The following is a 14211-nucleotide window of genomic DNA, read 5'->3' as shown; positions in this document are numbered from 1 at the left end:
TATGGCGCAAAATTCTCAGGAAGCGCTGGACGAGCTCCTCCGCACCGCAGCCGAGAGGTGCGCCCACGCGCCTGGCGCGCCGGGCGACGGCAAGGAGGTGCTCGCCTTCCTCCGGCGGTACTACCTCCACGTCGCCGTCGAGGACCTGGCCGACCGTGATCCCGTGGACGTGTTCGGGCCGGCCGTGGCCCACCGCCACCTGGCCGAGCACCGGCCGCAGGGACGGGCGGTGGTCCGGGTCTACACGCCCACGCTGGAGGAGAACGGCTGGGACCCCGGCCGCTCCGTGGTGCAGATCGTCACCGACGACATGCCGTTCCTCCTCGACTCGGTGACGAGCGAGATCGACAGGCACGAGCTCGGCACCCATCTGATCGTCCACCCGCAGATGCAGGTGCGCCGTGACATGACCGGCGCGCTGGTGGCCGGAGCCGGCCAGGAGGACGTCGCCGGTCACAAGGAGGTCACCGGCCAGCTGCTCCGCGAGTCGTGGATGCACATCGAGATCGATCGCCAGACCGACCCCGCCGGGCTCAAGCAGCTGGAAGGCGATCTGCAGCGGATCCTGCTCGACGTGCGCTGCGCCGTAGAGGACTTCGCCAAGATGCGGGCGCTGGCCGTGCACACGGCGGACGAGCTGTCGGCCGATCCGCCCCCGCTCGACCCCGCCGGGGTGGAGGACAGCCAGGAGCTGCTCCGCTGGCTGGCCGACGGCCACTTCACGTTCCTCGGCACCCGGGAGTACCGCCTGGTCGAGACCGAGGGAGGGGAGAGCCTGCGGGCCATCCCCGGCACCGGGCTCGGCATCCTGCGGGCCGACAAGGCCGGATCGGACAGCTTCGCCGCCATGCCGCCCGCGATGCGGGCGAAGGCGAGGGAGAAGCAGGTCCTGATCGTCACGAAGGCCAACAGCCGCGCGACCGTCTACCGCCCGCAGTACCTCGACTACATCGGCGTCAAGTTCTTCTCCCCGGACGGCGAGGTGACCGGCGAGCGCCGGTTCCTCGGGCTGTTCACCCACGTGGCGTACAACGAGTCGATCTCCAGGGTCCCCGTGCTCCGGCGCAAGCTCGGCGAGGTCCTCGACCGGGCGGGGCTCCCGCCGGACAGCCACGACGGCAAGGACCTGATCGAGATCCTGGAGACCTACCCGCGTGCGGAGCTCTTCCAGATCTCCGTGGACGAGCTGCTGCCCATCGCGCTCGGCGTGCTCCGGCTGCGCGAGCGCAAGCAGGTCAAGCTCTTCCTGCGCCGTGACGACTACGGCCGGTACATCTCCTGCCTGATCTTCCTGCCGCGCGACCGCTACACGACCAAGGTCCGCCTGGCCATGCAGCAGCTCCTGCTCAAGGCGCTCGGCGGCACCACGCTCGACTACAGCGCCATGATCGGCGAGTCGGCGCTGGCCCGGCTGCACGTGGTCATCCGGGGCGAGCGCGGCAAGCCGCTCGGCGATCTCCCGGTCGACGTCGAGGACCTGGAGACGCGCCTCGCGGCCGTCACCCGCTCCTGGGAGGACGACCTGGCTGTCGCCATCAACGAGCTGTGCGCGGAGGAGGAGGCGCCCGCGCTGATCCGCCGCTACAGCACGGCCTTCCCCGAGGGGTACAAGGCCGACTTCCCGCCGCGTACGGCCGTGGCCGACCTCCGGCGGCTGGAGCAGCTCGCCGAGGACCCGTCCGAGATCGGCATGAACCTCTACGAGCCGTACGGCGCGGCAGAGGGCGAGCGGCGGTTCAAGCTCTACCGGATGGGCGCGCCCATCTCGTTGTCCCACGTGTTGCCGCTGCTCCAGCGGATGGGCGTCGAGGTGGTCGACGAGCGCCCGTACGAGGTGGACAGGGACCACGACAAGGGCTCCCAGGACGCCTGGATCTACGACTTCGGCCTGCGGTACACGCCGGCGGACGACGTGGAACGCGACGACTTCAAGCAGCTGTTCCAGGACGCGTTCGGCGCGTTGTGGCGCGGCGACGTGGAGAACGACGGCTTCAACGCGCTCGTGCTGGCCGGCGGCCTCACCTGGGAACAGGCCGAGATCCTGCGCGCGTACGCCAAGTACCTCCGGCAGGCCGGCACCATGTTCAGCCAGAGCTACATAGAACGCGTGCTGCTCGGCAACGTACGGCTGGCACGGCTGCTGGTCAGGCTCTTCGAGGCGCGGCTCGACCCGAGACGGCCCGACGACGGCAGATCCGAGGTGTGCGACGCGCTCACCGAGGAGATCCTCGCCTCGCTCGACGAGGTGGCCTCACTCGACGAAGACCGCATCCTCCGGGCCTACCTGGAGATGATCACCGCCACGCTGCGGACCAACATCTTCCAGGCCGCCGGCAGCGAGGGCAGGGACGCCGGAGCCGGGGGCAGCCACTTCGTCTCCGGCCGGCGCAAGCCGTACATCGCGCTGAAGTTCGACCCGCAGGCGATCAGCGTGCTGCCGCTGCCGCGCCCGAAGTACGAGATCTTCGTCTACTCGCCCAGGGTCGAGGGCGTGCACCTGCGCTTCGGCAAGGTCGCCCGCGGCGGTCTGCGCTGGTCCGACCGGATGGAGGACTTCCGCACGGAGGTCCTCGGCCTGGTCAAGGCCCAGACCGTGAAGAACACCGTCATCGTGCCCACCGGCTCCAAGGGCGGGTTCGTGGTGAAGCGCCCACCGGCGGGCGGGCGTGACGAGCAGCTCGCCGAGGGCATCGCCTGCTACCGCCAGTTCATCTCCGGCCTTCTCGACCTGACCGACAACCTGGTCGCCGGTGAGGTCGTGCCCCCGCCCGACGTCGTACGGCACGACGGCGACGACACCTACCTGGTGGTCGCCGCCGACAAGGGCACGGCGACGTTCTCCGACATCGCCAACGAGGTGTCCAAGGAGTACGCCTTCTGGCTCGGGGACGCGTTCGCCTCCGGCGGCTCGGTCGGCTACGACCACAAGGCCATGGGCATCACCGCCAAGGGTGCCTGGGAGTCGGTGCGGTACCACTTCCGCACGATCGGCGTCGACGTCCAGGCGACCGACTTCACGGTCGTCGGCATCGGCGACATGTCGGGTGACGTCTTCGGCAACGGCATGTTGTTGTCGGAGCACATCAGGCTGGTCGCGGCGTTCGACCACCGGCACGTGTTCGTCGACCCCTCGCCCGACGCCGCCCGCGGCTTCGCCGAGCGCAGCCGGCTCTTCGCGTTGCCGCGCAGCTCCTGGGCCGACTACGACCGCGCGCTCATCTCCGGCGGCGGCGGCGTGTGGCCGCGGACCGCCAAGTCCATCCCCGTGTCGGCGCAGATGCGCGCCGCGCTCGGCATCCCGGGCGGCGTCACCGCGCTGGCCCCCAACGACCTCATCAGCGCCATCCTCAAGGCCCCTGTGGACCTGCTCTGGAACGGCGGCATCGGCACCTACGTCAAGGCCACGTCCGAGACCCACGCCGACGTGGGGGACAAGGCCAACGACGGTCTCCGGATCAACGGCGCGGACCTGCGCTGCAAGGTCGTGGGAGAGGGCGGGAACCTCGGTCTCACCCAGCTGGCGAGGATCGAGTTCGCACTGGGCGGCGGCCTGGTCAACACCGACTTCATCGACAACTCGGCCGGGGTGGACACCTCCGACCACGAGGTCAACATCAAGATCCTGCTGAACCAGGTCGTCCGCGACGGCGAGATGACCGACAAGCAGCGCAACCAGCTCTTCCTCGAGATGACCGACGAGGTGGGCGAGCTGGTGCTCGACGACAACTACGCGCAGAACGTGGTGCTGGCCGCCTCGCGCGCCCAGGCGTCCTCGATGTTGCACATCCACGCCCGCTACCTGCGGCGCCTGGAGAGGGCGGGACTGGTCGACCGGCAGCTGGAGTTCCTCCCGTCGGACAAGATGCTGGCCGAGCGCCGCCAGTCCGGGCTGGGGCTCACCGCGCCGGAGTTCGCGGTGCTGCTCGCCTACACCAAGCACGTGGTGGACGCCGAGTTGCTCGCCTCGGGTATCCCCGACGATCCGTACCTCGCGTCGTGGCTCGTGTCCTACTTCCCCTCGGCCCTGCGGCAACGCCTGCGCACCTACATGGACTCCCACCCGCTGCGCCGGGAGATCATCACGACCCGCGTCGTGAACGACGTGGTCAACGCGGGCGGAACCAGCTTCGTGTTCCGCTTCGGGGAGGAGACCGGCGCCTCGACGGCCGACGTCGTCCGGGCGTACCTGGTGACCCGCGAGGTGTTCGACCTGGCCGCGTTCCGACGCCAGGTGGAGGCGCTGGACAACAAGGTCGACACCGCCACCCAGCTCGCGATGCTCTTCGAGAGCCGGAAGCTGTCCGAGCGCGGGACCCGGTGGCTGCTCGGCAACCGCCGGCCGCCTCTCGACCTCGCGTCCACGGCCAAGGCGTTCATCGAGGGCTCCAACGGCCTGCTTCCCCACCTGCCGAAGCTCCTCACCGGGCCCGACCTGGTGGCGTACGAGGAGAGGAGGGACTCCTTCGTGGCCCGCGGCGTGCCGGACGACCTGGCCGAGCGCGTGGCCTCGATGGTGCCCGCCTACTCCACGTTCGACCTGGTGGAGATCTCCTCGTTCACCGGGAGGCCGGTGAACGAGGTCGCCGAGGTCTACTTCGACCTGGCCGACCGGCTCCAGCTCGCACGGCTCAGGGAGCGGGTCATCCACCTGCCGCGGGACAGCAGGTGGAACTCGATGGCCCGGTCCGCGCTGCGGGACGACCTGTACGCGGCCCACGCCACGCTCACCCGTGACGTGCTGATCCACAGCAAGCCCGGCCTGTCCCCGGAGGAACGGCTGGCCAGCTGGTCGGAGGCGAACAACGCGGCCGTCGAGCGGGCCAGGCAGACGTTGTCGGAGATCTGGGAGAGCGACACGTTCGACCTCGCGACGCTCTCCGTGGCGCTGCGGGCCATTCGGACCCTGGTCGCGACGAGCAACCTGCCGCACGCCGAGTCGTGAGACCCGGGATCAGGTGGCGGAGGCCCTGGTGACGAAGTTGTCGTAGGCGATGACACGAGCGGGCGCGGTGGACGTCTTGGGCGGCACCGCGCTCACGTACTGCTGCGTCTCCTCGATCCGCCTCTCGTCCCAGATGACCGGGTTCTGCAGCGTCCAGCGAGCCGCCGGGGGGATGGGCACCGGGCGCCCCTTGGCGAACTCGAGCTCCGGCGTCCACGTGGACGTGCGGATCAGCGTGTAGAACATCAGCGCGCCTCCGTCGCCCGTCCGCAGGGCGAAGCTCGGGTAGGTCGCCGCTATCGCGAAGAGGGAGTTGTAGTTCAGGCCGTTCTTCAGCGCCTTCTGCTTGTCGGCCTTGATCACGGCGGAGAAGCCGGTCGTCTGCGGGCCCGGCGCGATGAGGCCCGAGGCGTAGCCGTCCTGTCCCTCCTCGGCGACCGTGGCGTGCAGGGGGCCCATCAGGTTGGGACTGATCGCGACGCTCTGGTCACGGGTGGCGAGCGACGTCGCATAGCCCTCAGCGTCCACGGAGATCTTCGGCGGCTCGTCGCCGGGGTAGACCAGGGACTCGAAGCTGTTCTGCCAGCGGGAGGCCGCGCTGGGCCGTGTGAAGGCGAACACGGCCGTGCGGACGTCACCCGTCGAGTTCCGGCGCTCGGCCGTCGCGGCGAACCACTGGAGGCCGGCTCCGGCGCTCTGCCGGGGCACGAAGACGGCGGGATGCGCCCAGGTGTAGTGGGGCGGCTTGGCGCCGTACGAGTGGATCTGGGCCGCGGTGATGGGGCGCTGGCCGTCACGGGCGAGTGAGAGCGTCCATCTGTCCGCGCCCGCCGCCCTGAGGACGTCGTCGGTGGCGAGGAACCCGCTGAAGGCCTTCTCGGCCTCCGGGACCGTCACGGCCTGCGGTTCGGGGCTGTGGCTGGGACTCGGCACGGGAGCGCTCGACGTGGCGGCGGCAGGGCTCGCCGACGGCGCGGCCGGCGCCGGGCCGGTGCAGGCGGCAGCCGTACCGGCGAGGAGCGCCACGACGAGCGCACTCCGGACGACCCCGTTCACGCCAGCCTCCTAATACAAGGATCCACATGCTAGCCGAGGTGCGAGACCCGACAGGGTCTCGCGTTCGCGTACCCTTTGGAGACGTGGCAGTCATCGATCCAGCCGAAGAGATCAGCGAGCTTACCGGCACCCTCCGGGGCATCCAGGACGTGCTCGACCTCGATTCCCTGCGCAAGCAGGTCGCCGACCTGGAGGCGCAGGCTGCCGCGCCTGATCTGTGGAACGACCCCGAGCAGGCGCAGAAGGTGACCAGCAAGCTGTCCCATCTGCAGAGCGAGATCAATCGCGTCGAGGGCCTGGCCCGCCGCCTGGAGGACCTGCCGGTCCTGTTCGAACTGGCGGCCGAAGAGGGCGACGAGGACGCGCTCGCGGAGGCGGAGAAGGAGCTGGGCTCGCTCAAGTCCGACGTCGGCGCGCTCGAGGTGCGCACCCTGCTGGCGGGCGAGTTCGACTCGCGGGAGGCGCTCGTCACGATCAACTCCCAGGCGGGCGGCGTCGACGCGGCCGACTGGGCGCAGATGCTCCTGCGCATGTACCTGCGGTGGGCCGAGCGCCACGGATACTCGACCGAGGTCTACGACACCTCCTACGCCGAGGAGGCCGGCATCAAGTCGGCCACATTCGTGATCAAGACGCCCTACGCGTACGGCACGCTCCGGGGTGAGCACGGGACCCACCGTCTGGTCCGGATCAGCCCGTTCGACAACCAGGGCCGCCGCCAGACCTCCTTCGCCGGCGTGGACGTGGTCCCGGTCGTGGAACAGACCGACCACATCGACATCAACGAAGACGATCTGCGCATCGACGTCTACCGGTCGTCCGGGCCCGGCGGCCAGGGCGTGAACACCACCGACTCCGCCGTCCGGATCACCCACCTGCCGACCGGCATCGTGGTGTCCTGCCAGAACGAGCGGTCCCAGTTGCAGAACAGGGCCTCCGCGATGACCGTCCTGTCCGCCAAACTGCTGGAGCGCAAGCGCCAGGAGGAGGCGGCCGCGATGAACGAGCTGCGCGGCGAGTCCACCACCTCCTGGGGCACCCAGATCCGCAACTACGTGCTGCACCCCTACCAGATCGTCAAGGACCTGCGCTCCGGCGTCGAGGCGGGGAACCCGACCGCCGTCCTGGACGGCGACCTCGACGAGTTCATCGAGGGCGAGATCCGGTGGATGCGCCGCCAGGAGGCGCAGTGAGCGGTCTAGTACCCGCTGATGTGTGACAGGGCCAGCAGAGCGACGGCGAGCAGGATGGCCAGTGCGATGAGCACGGGCGGAAGACCCATGAACCCGTGATGGTGAAGTTTGGCGCGTCCTTCGCGGCAGACGGGGCACCGGCCCTCTACCACAGGGCCCGCGCAGGCCGCGCAGATCAAATGTTCGCAGCTCATAACACCCTTACCGTCCCATGACCCAAGGCCTAATCGTTTTGTTTCCGTTATGGACGTTCCATGCCAGTGTTACCCCTACACTGAGGTACGGCCAACCGGAACGTCGATCGGAACTTACGGTCGCCCTCCGCGCTGGATGTCCCCGCCCCCTAGACTGGCTTGCCGTGATGCGCCTGTGATCCATTTCGATAATGTCACCAAGGTCTACACGAACCAAAACCGGCCTGCCCTCGACCACGTGAGCGTGGACGTCGACAAAGGCGAGTTCGTGTTCCTGGTCGGTCCCTCCGGATCAGGGAAGTCCACCTTCCTTCGCCTGGTCCTCAAGGAGGAGCGGCCCAACTCCGGGGCGATCCATGTCGCCGGCAAGGACCTCTCCCGGCTGTCCAACTTCAAGGTTCCCCACCTGCGGCGCCGCATCGGATGCGTCTTCCAGGACTTCCGGTTGCTGCCCAACAAGAACGTCTATGAGAACGTGGCGTTCGCGCTGGAGGTCATCGGCAAGCCGCGGCGGTTCATCCGCAAGGTGGTGCCGGAGGTCATCGAGCTGGTCGGGCTGGAGGGCAAGGCGCATCGCATGCCTGACGAGCTCTCCGGTGGCGAGCAGCAGCGTGTCGCCATGGCGCGCGCCTTCGTCAACCGGCCCATGATCCTTCTGGCGGACGAGCCCACTGGAAACATCGACCCCGCGACGAGCATCGGCATCATGAAGGTGCTCGACCGCATCAACAGGACCGGCACCACCGTCCTCATGGCCACACACGATGCCGCCATCGTCGACTCCATGCGCAAGCGCGTGGTCGAGCTGGAGGACGGAAAGATCGTCCGTGACCAGTCGCGTGGCGTCTACGGTCAGGCGTATTAGGAGTAACTGGGAGCATGCGGGCCAACTTCATCTTCTCCGAGGTCTGGATCGGCCTTCGCCGTAACCTCACGATGACGATCGCCGTCATCGTGACCGTCGCGGTCGGCATGGCACTGCTCGGCATCGGACTGATGATCAACTCTCAGGTCTCGTCCATGACCAGCTACTGGACCGACAAGGTCGAGCTGTCGGTCTTCTTGTGCAAGAAGGACGACGTCTTCCCGTCCTGCAAGAACAAGCCCCCGCTCACCGACGAGCAGAAGGCGGCCCTGAAGCAGACGATCGGGGGCATGCCCGAGGTCGAGCGGGTCGACTTCGAGGACCAGGCGCAGGCGTACAAGAACTTCCAGGCGCAGCAGGGCAACAGCCTGCTGCTGTCGGTCGTTCAGCCCGACGACCTGCCGGAGTCCTTCCGCGTCAAGCTCAAGGACCCCAACAACGCCACCGCCGTGACCGAGAGCATCACGGGACAGGCGGGCGTGTCCAACATCGTCAACCAGCGCGAGATCCTCGACACCTACTTCGGGTTCCTGGGCAAGCTGAGGAACATGGCCCTGGGTGTGGCCATCCTGATGGTGTTCGCGGCGACACTGCTGATCGGCAACACGGTCCGATTGTCGGCGTACAACCGGCGCCGGGAGACCGGCATCATGCGGCTGGTCGGCGCCTCGAACATCTACATCCAGTTGCCGTTCGTGATGGAGGGTGTGATCGCGGGCCTCATCGGCGGCGTGTTCGCCGCGGTCCTGCTGATCGTCACCAAGATCTTGTTGTTCGAGGGAATCCAGACCTACATGGCCATCCCCCTCGGATGGAACACGGTCGCGGGTGTGATCACGTTCACCATGGCCGTCGGCGTGGTGATCTGTGTGCTCGCCTCGTTCGTCACGCTCCGTCGTTACCTGCGCGTGTGACCGGTGGGCGGTCTCCCGAGCGTACGCGCACGTCGTTTCCGCCCCCCGCGTCAACGGTAGGCTCCCTGTATGCCACGTGAGATCGGGCGAAAACTGATCGCCCAGAACAAGCGTGCCCGGCACGAGTACTTCATCGAGGACACCTACGAGGCCGGGCTGGTCCTGACCGGCACCGAGGTGAAATCCCTCCGCGCGGGCAAGGCCAACCTCACCGACGGTTACGCCTCGGTGGAGAACGGCGAGGCGTGGCTGATCAACGTGTACATCCCGGAGTACAGCCAGGGCACGTGGACCAACCATGCCTCACGACGCACGCGCAAGCTGCTGCTTCACGGCAAGGAGATCAGCAAGATCAGCGCCACCCTCAAGGAGCGCGGCCTGACCCTGATCCCGCTCGCGATGTACTTCAAGGACGGGAAGGCCAAGATCGAAATCGGCGTCGCCCGGGGTAAGAAGGACTACGACAAACGGCAGACCCTGATGGAGAAGCAGGCGAACCGGGACATGGCTCGCGCCATGTCCACCGCGGTCCGTCGCCGAGGGGGCCGCTAGGCCGTGTCCGTGCACGCGAGAGTCCTGCGCGCCGCGCTGGCGATCGGCCTGGTGGCGCCGATGCTCACCGGATGCTTCGAGGAGCCGTCACCGCACGAGGCCGTCCGAGGTTTCCTGGTCGGCTGGCAGACCGGCGACTACGCCGACGCCGCTCAGCGGGTCGACGGCGATCCGGCGACCGTGCGGAGCGCTCTGCAGAACTTCGAGGTACAACTCGACGCCGCCTCGATCCGGTTCTCGCTGACCGGCATCCAGCGCACCGGCGACGACGCCAAGGCCGAGTTCCACGCCCAGGTCGACCTGGGGGAGAACAACCCTCTGTGGGAGTACGACGGCGCCCTGCCGATGCACCTGGTGGACGGCGTATGGAAGGTCCGCTGGTCGCCGAGCATCATCCACCCGGATCTCCACGCGGGGCAGCGCCTCGCTGTGGCGACGGTGCCCGAAGGCCGCAAGCCCGTCCTCGACAACCAGGGCAACCCGCTCCAGGAGGAGACGAAGCTCTACGTGGCCGGGGTCTACCCCGCGAAGGTCAAGGACCCGGGCCGGCTGTGCGACCAGCTCTCGAAGGTCACCGGCTTCGCCCAGGACCGCCTGCTGAGCCGGATCCTCTCCTCGCCGCCGCGGGAATTCGTCCCGCTCGCCACCTTCGGCGGCACCAAGTACGCCAGCATCCAGGCCAAGCTGGCGGCGATCAAGGACCTTGAGATCCAGCCGGACACCCCGCCGGTCGCCCCGAAGTCGCCCGTCCAGATAGTGGGCCGCGTCGCGGCGATCACGCCGGAGGCCGAGCAGCAGCTCGGCGGGCCGCAGCGGGCGGGCGACACCGTGGGCAGAGACGGGCTCCAGAAGGCCTACCAGGACCAGCTGACCGGCTCGACGGAGACCCGCGTCGTCATCCTGGACACCGCCACGTCTGATCAGGTCAAGGAGCTCAAGGCCTGGCCCGGGCGCAAGAACGAGTCCGTCAGGACCACGATCGACAGCCGCGTCCAGCACGCCGGTGACGGTGCGGTGGCCGGTTCCCGACCGGCCGCGCTCGTCGCCGTCAACGCGACCACGGGTGAGGTCCTCGCGGTCTCCACGAACCAGCTCAACCAGGAGAAGGACGCCCTCGCCGGGAAGTACCCGCCAGGAACGGCGTTCTCCATCGTCGCCTCCGACGCGCTCCTCAAGGGCGGCCTCAAACCGTCGCAGAGGCTGCCCTGCAGCGCCGACCGAACGGTCGGCGGCGCGCGATTCACCCAGCCCGGACTGCTGGGGGCCGTGACACCCACGTTCTCGGGAGACTTCGCCCAGGGATGCGTGACCGCGCTGGCCTCCCTGGCCCGGCGGGTCGACGGGGCCGCCATCGCCGAGAGCGCGTCGAAGTTCGGCATCGGCGGAGACTGGGGCCTCCCGCTCAAGACCTTCACCGGGTCCATTCCGGAGGCGGCGACCGATGCCGCCGTGGCCAAGATGATCGCCGGCCGGAGCGTCCAGGTGAGCCCCCTGTCGATGGCGCTGGTCGCGGCGGCGGTCGATTCCGGCACCTGGCGGCCCCCCGTGCTCGTCACCTCACCCTCCACGCCGGACGCCTCGGCCGAGGCGCCCCCGACGGTCCCGCCGGCGCCGCAGGTGCTCGACCCCGCCAGGGTCGAGACGCTGCGGACCCTGATGCGGCTGGGCGTCACGCATGGCACGGCCCGCGGTGCCGCGGCCCGAGGTGAGCCTGTGCATGGTGTGGCGTCTGAGGTGACGCAGGTGGTGAAGAAGAAGCGCACCAACCTGTCGTGGTTCGTCGGCTATCAGGGCGACGTGGCCGTGGCCGTGCTCTCCCACAGCGCAGACGCGACGACGTCCGCCGTCATCGCCGGGGACTTCTTCCGCTACCTGCAGAAACAGAGCGACCCGCAGACCAACGCGCCGGTCGATTCACAGACCTGAAAAAACTTCCGCACCAGAGGCAACCATCGGGGGCGCTCACTGCGTCTTCCTAGGTGACTGGGCACCGCTTGGGGGGTTGCGGTCCCGGTCACCGTGATGAGATCAGGGCTCCATCTCGGGGGGAGCCCTTCCGTCCGGACCGGCTCGACCCTGCCGGTCGGCCCCCGGGGGCGCGTGCTATGCCGCGTCCCCGGGGGCTTCGCCGTACCGGCTGGAATTCGGTTCGCGCCGCGAACGTTGAGAATGTAGGGTTCCATTCCTGGCTCCTTGAGCTGGGGATTGACAACTCAACAGGGGGTGACCGGTTTCGACTTCGGCATTGCAAGTCAAGGGAAGCGGGCCGAGGACTGCGGACATAACCTCGTTAACACTGTGACCGCAAACCAATAAGTGCCAATAACATGCGCACTGAGGCTAGCCAGGGTTCCCTGGCTCTCGCCGCCTAAGCAGCGAGTGACCTCTGTCAGCCCGGGAGGGCCTCCGGCCCGGAGCTGACATCGCTAGGAGGCTCAACCGACCGACCCGGTCACGGGGTCGAGCGGGAAAACAAACAGTGACTGAGCCCGTCGGCGACTCGCCTGTGAGATTGCCGGGGCTGAGAAAATCGCAACAGGCTGCGCCCGGAGAAGCCTTGTCTTGGTGTTGAAGGACGCGGGTTCGATTCCCGCCACCTCCACGTGTACGTCTTTCCTGACGTACGGATCGCTTGAGGGCGGTCGGTTCGGCGACATCGCCGGACCGGCCGCCCTTTGATCGTTTCTGAGGGGTCTCATGGCCTCGCGTCAGGCCGCCCCGGTCGCTGGTTAGAGTCGCTGTGGTGGTGAACGGGTGGAAGGAGACCAAGCGGCTGTGGACGAGCGGGTACGAGGCGGGACGACTCCCGTCACCAGCGGAAAGGACCGCCCGCGTGTCGTCGTCCGGCGTGCCCTGCCCACCGAACCGGCGGTGCGCGGCTCGGCGTCCCTGTTCATGACCGAGGCCGGGTGGCAGGGGATCCGGGCCGACCGGCGCATGTTGTACGTGGGACCGGAGCCGGCCTCCGAGCACATCGCCCTGGCCCTGCGCGTCGAGCCCGGAGCCGAGATCCTGGCCCGGCGCAAGATGATGCTGGCCGACGACGTGCCGGTCCGGGTCGCGACGAGCTACTTCCGGCTCGACGTCTTCGGCGGGACCCCGCTCTGCGAGCCGGGCTTCGTACGGCCGAGCCTGCAGGCGGGGATCGAGGCGCTGGGCCACCGCTTCGGCCGGGCCGAGGAGCAGTTGACCGCGCGGCCTCCCACGGAGGTGGAGGCCGCCGTCCTGGATCTCGAGCGCGGAGAGTGGGTCGTGCAGATCGTGCGTGCCGGCTACTCCGCCGACGACGTGCCGATCCATGTCCTGGAGACCATCTGCGCCGCGTCCCGCCACGTCTTCCCCATCGTCCAGGTGACCGGCGCCGACGAGTTCTGATTACCCCGCGTACGCGTCGATCTCGGCGATGAGGGCGGACTTCCCCTCGGGCGCGAGGAAGGAGGCCCGGACGGCCGACCGTGCCAGGTCGGCGATCCCGTCCCGGTCGAGATCGAGCAACTCTGCGGCGACCGCGTACTCCTGGTTGAGGGTCGTGCCGAACATCGGCGGATCATCGGAGTTGATCGTGACGGGCACGCCCGCCTTGACCAGCTCGGGCAGGGGGTGGTCGGCCATGCTGGGGACGACGCGGGTGCGGATGTTGGAGGTCGGGCAGACCTCCAGCGTGATGCCGTGGGTCGCCAGGTGCTCCAGCAGGGCGGGGTCCTCGACGCTGTGCACACCGTGGCCGATCCGCTCGGCGCCCAACTCGCGGATGGCGTCCCAGACCGTCTCCGCGCCGGTGCTCTCTCCGGCGTGCGGCACGGAGTGCAGGCCGGCCGCCCTGGCGGCGGCGAAGTGAGAGGTGAACATGCCGCGCGGCACGCCGATCTCCGGTCCGCCGAGGCCGAAGGAGACCAGGCCCTCGGGCCGCTGGTCGAGGGCGACCGACAACGTCCGGTCGGCGCCGGCCACGCCGTACTCGCTGGGGATGTCGAAGCACCAGCGCAGGGTCGTGCCGAAGTCGGCCTCGACGCGGTGGCGCGCGTCCTCGATGATCTCGCAGAACTCGGCGTCCGCGAAGCCGCGCAGCAGGTGCGTGTAGGGCGTGACGGTCAGCTCGGCGTAGCGCACCCGCTGACCGGCCAGGTCGCGGCCGACCCCATGGATCAGGGCCCAGAGGTCGTCCGGCTCCCTGATGAGGTCCACGACGGCCAGATAGATCTCGATGAAGTGCGCGAAGTCGCGGAAGTCGTAGAACGTCTCGAGTAGCGCGGGGTCGGCGGGAACGGACGTCGACCCTTCGTGGCGCGCGGCCAGCTCGGCGACGATCCGGGGGGAGGCGGCGCCGACGTGGTGGACGTGCAGCTCGGCCTTGGGCAGCCCGGCGATGAACTCGGTGGTTTCGGGGGTGAGCACGGCATGACGGTAACAAGGGGATCCGGCCCGTCACCAAGCTAAATCATCATTTCTCGCACTATTTTGTCAGCTTTGTCCGTTCTGACTGGGCAACGCTAGC

At 68.5% G+C, this 14211-nt stretch carries 9 protein-coding genes and 1 other RNA gene; 8 read left to right on the top strand and 2 right to left on the bottom strand.

What is annotated here, in order from left to right; translation table 11 throughout:
• Position 1 precedes the first annotated feature (1 nt).
• Entirely contained in the window at positions 2–4942 is a 4941-nt protein-coding gene (locus tag Psi02_RS29555) for an NAD-glutamate dehydrogenase (protein WP_373317706.1), read from the top strand.
• A 9-nt stretch (positions 4943–4951) separates the two neighbouring features.
• Here the strand turns inward: Psi02_RS29555 and Psi02_RS29550 are convergent, their stop codons facing one another.
• Positions 4952–5998, bottom strand: a complete 1047-nt coding sequence (locus Psi02_RS29550; protein ID WP_203979125.1) for a DUF8094 domain-containing protein — start codon at positions 5996–5998, stop codon at positions 4952–4954.
• Positions 5999–6081: 83 nt separating this feature from the next.
• Between Psi02_RS29550 and prfB the strand changes: the two genes are divergently transcribed.
• The 7 genes from prfB (at position 6082) to Psi02_RS29515 (ending at position 13091) form a co-directional block, all read left to right on the top strand.
• Entirely contained in the window at positions 6082–7191 is a 1110-nt protein-coding gene (gene prfB / locus Psi02_RS29545; protein ID WP_203979124.1) for a peptide chain release factor 2, read from the top strand.
• A 369-nt stretch (positions 7192–7560) separates the two neighbouring features.
• The gene (gene ftsE, locus Psi02_RS29540) at positions 7561–8250 is read left to right on the top strand and encodes a cell division ATP-binding protein FtsE (protein ID WP_203956955.1); all 690 of its coding nucleotides are present in this window, start codon (positions 7561–7563) and stop codon (positions 8248–8250) included.
• 14 nt (positions 8251–8264) lie between these two features.
• Complete coding sequence (ftsX, locus tag Psi02_RS29535) at positions 8265–9164, top strand: permease-like cell division protein FtsX (protein WP_203956954.1); 900 nt, start codon at positions 8265–8267, stop codon at positions 9162–9164.
• A gap of 69 nt (positions 9165–9233) precedes the next feature.
• Entirely contained in the window at positions 9234–9716 is a 483-nt protein-coding gene (smpB, locus tag Psi02_RS29530; RefSeq protein ID WP_203956953.1) for an SsrA-binding protein SmpB, read from the top strand.
• 9 nt (positions 9717–9725) lie between these two features.
• On the top strand, positions 9726–11642 hold the full coding sequence (locus Psi02_RS29525) for a penicillin-binding transpeptidase domain-containing protein (protein ID WP_239095264.1): 1917 nt from the start codon (positions 9726–9728) through the stop codon (positions 11640–11642).
• Positions 11643–11935: 293 nt separating this feature from the next.
• Positions 11936–12321: a transfer-messenger RNA gene (gene ssrA, locus Psi02_RS29520) on the top strand.
• A 170-nt stretch (positions 12322–12491) separates the two neighbouring features.
• Positions 12492–13091 (top strand): GntR family transcriptional regulator, encoded by a 600-nt coding sequence (locus Psi02_RS29515; RefSeq protein ID WP_239095263.1) that lies wholly within the window; start codon positions 12492–12494, stop codon positions 13089–13091.
• On the opposite strand, the gene Psi02_RS29510 is transcribed toward Psi02_RS29515, so the two are convergent.
• Entirely contained in the window at positions 13092–14111 is a 1020-nt protein-coding gene (locus tag Psi02_RS29510) for an adenosine deaminase (RefSeq protein WP_203979123.1), read from the bottom strand.
• Positions 14112–14211: the final 100 nt, after the last annotated feature.

Origin of the sequence: Planotetraspora silvatica (genome assembly GCF_016863315.1) — a bacterium.
In the GTDB taxonomy this organism is placed as follows: domain Bacteria; phylum Actinomycetota; class Actinomycetes; order Streptosporangiales; family Streptosporangiaceae; genus Planotetraspora; species Planotetraspora silvatica.
The sequence above is the reverse complement of the archived record's forward strand: the minus strand, read 5'-3'. Positions and strand labels throughout refer to the sequence as shown.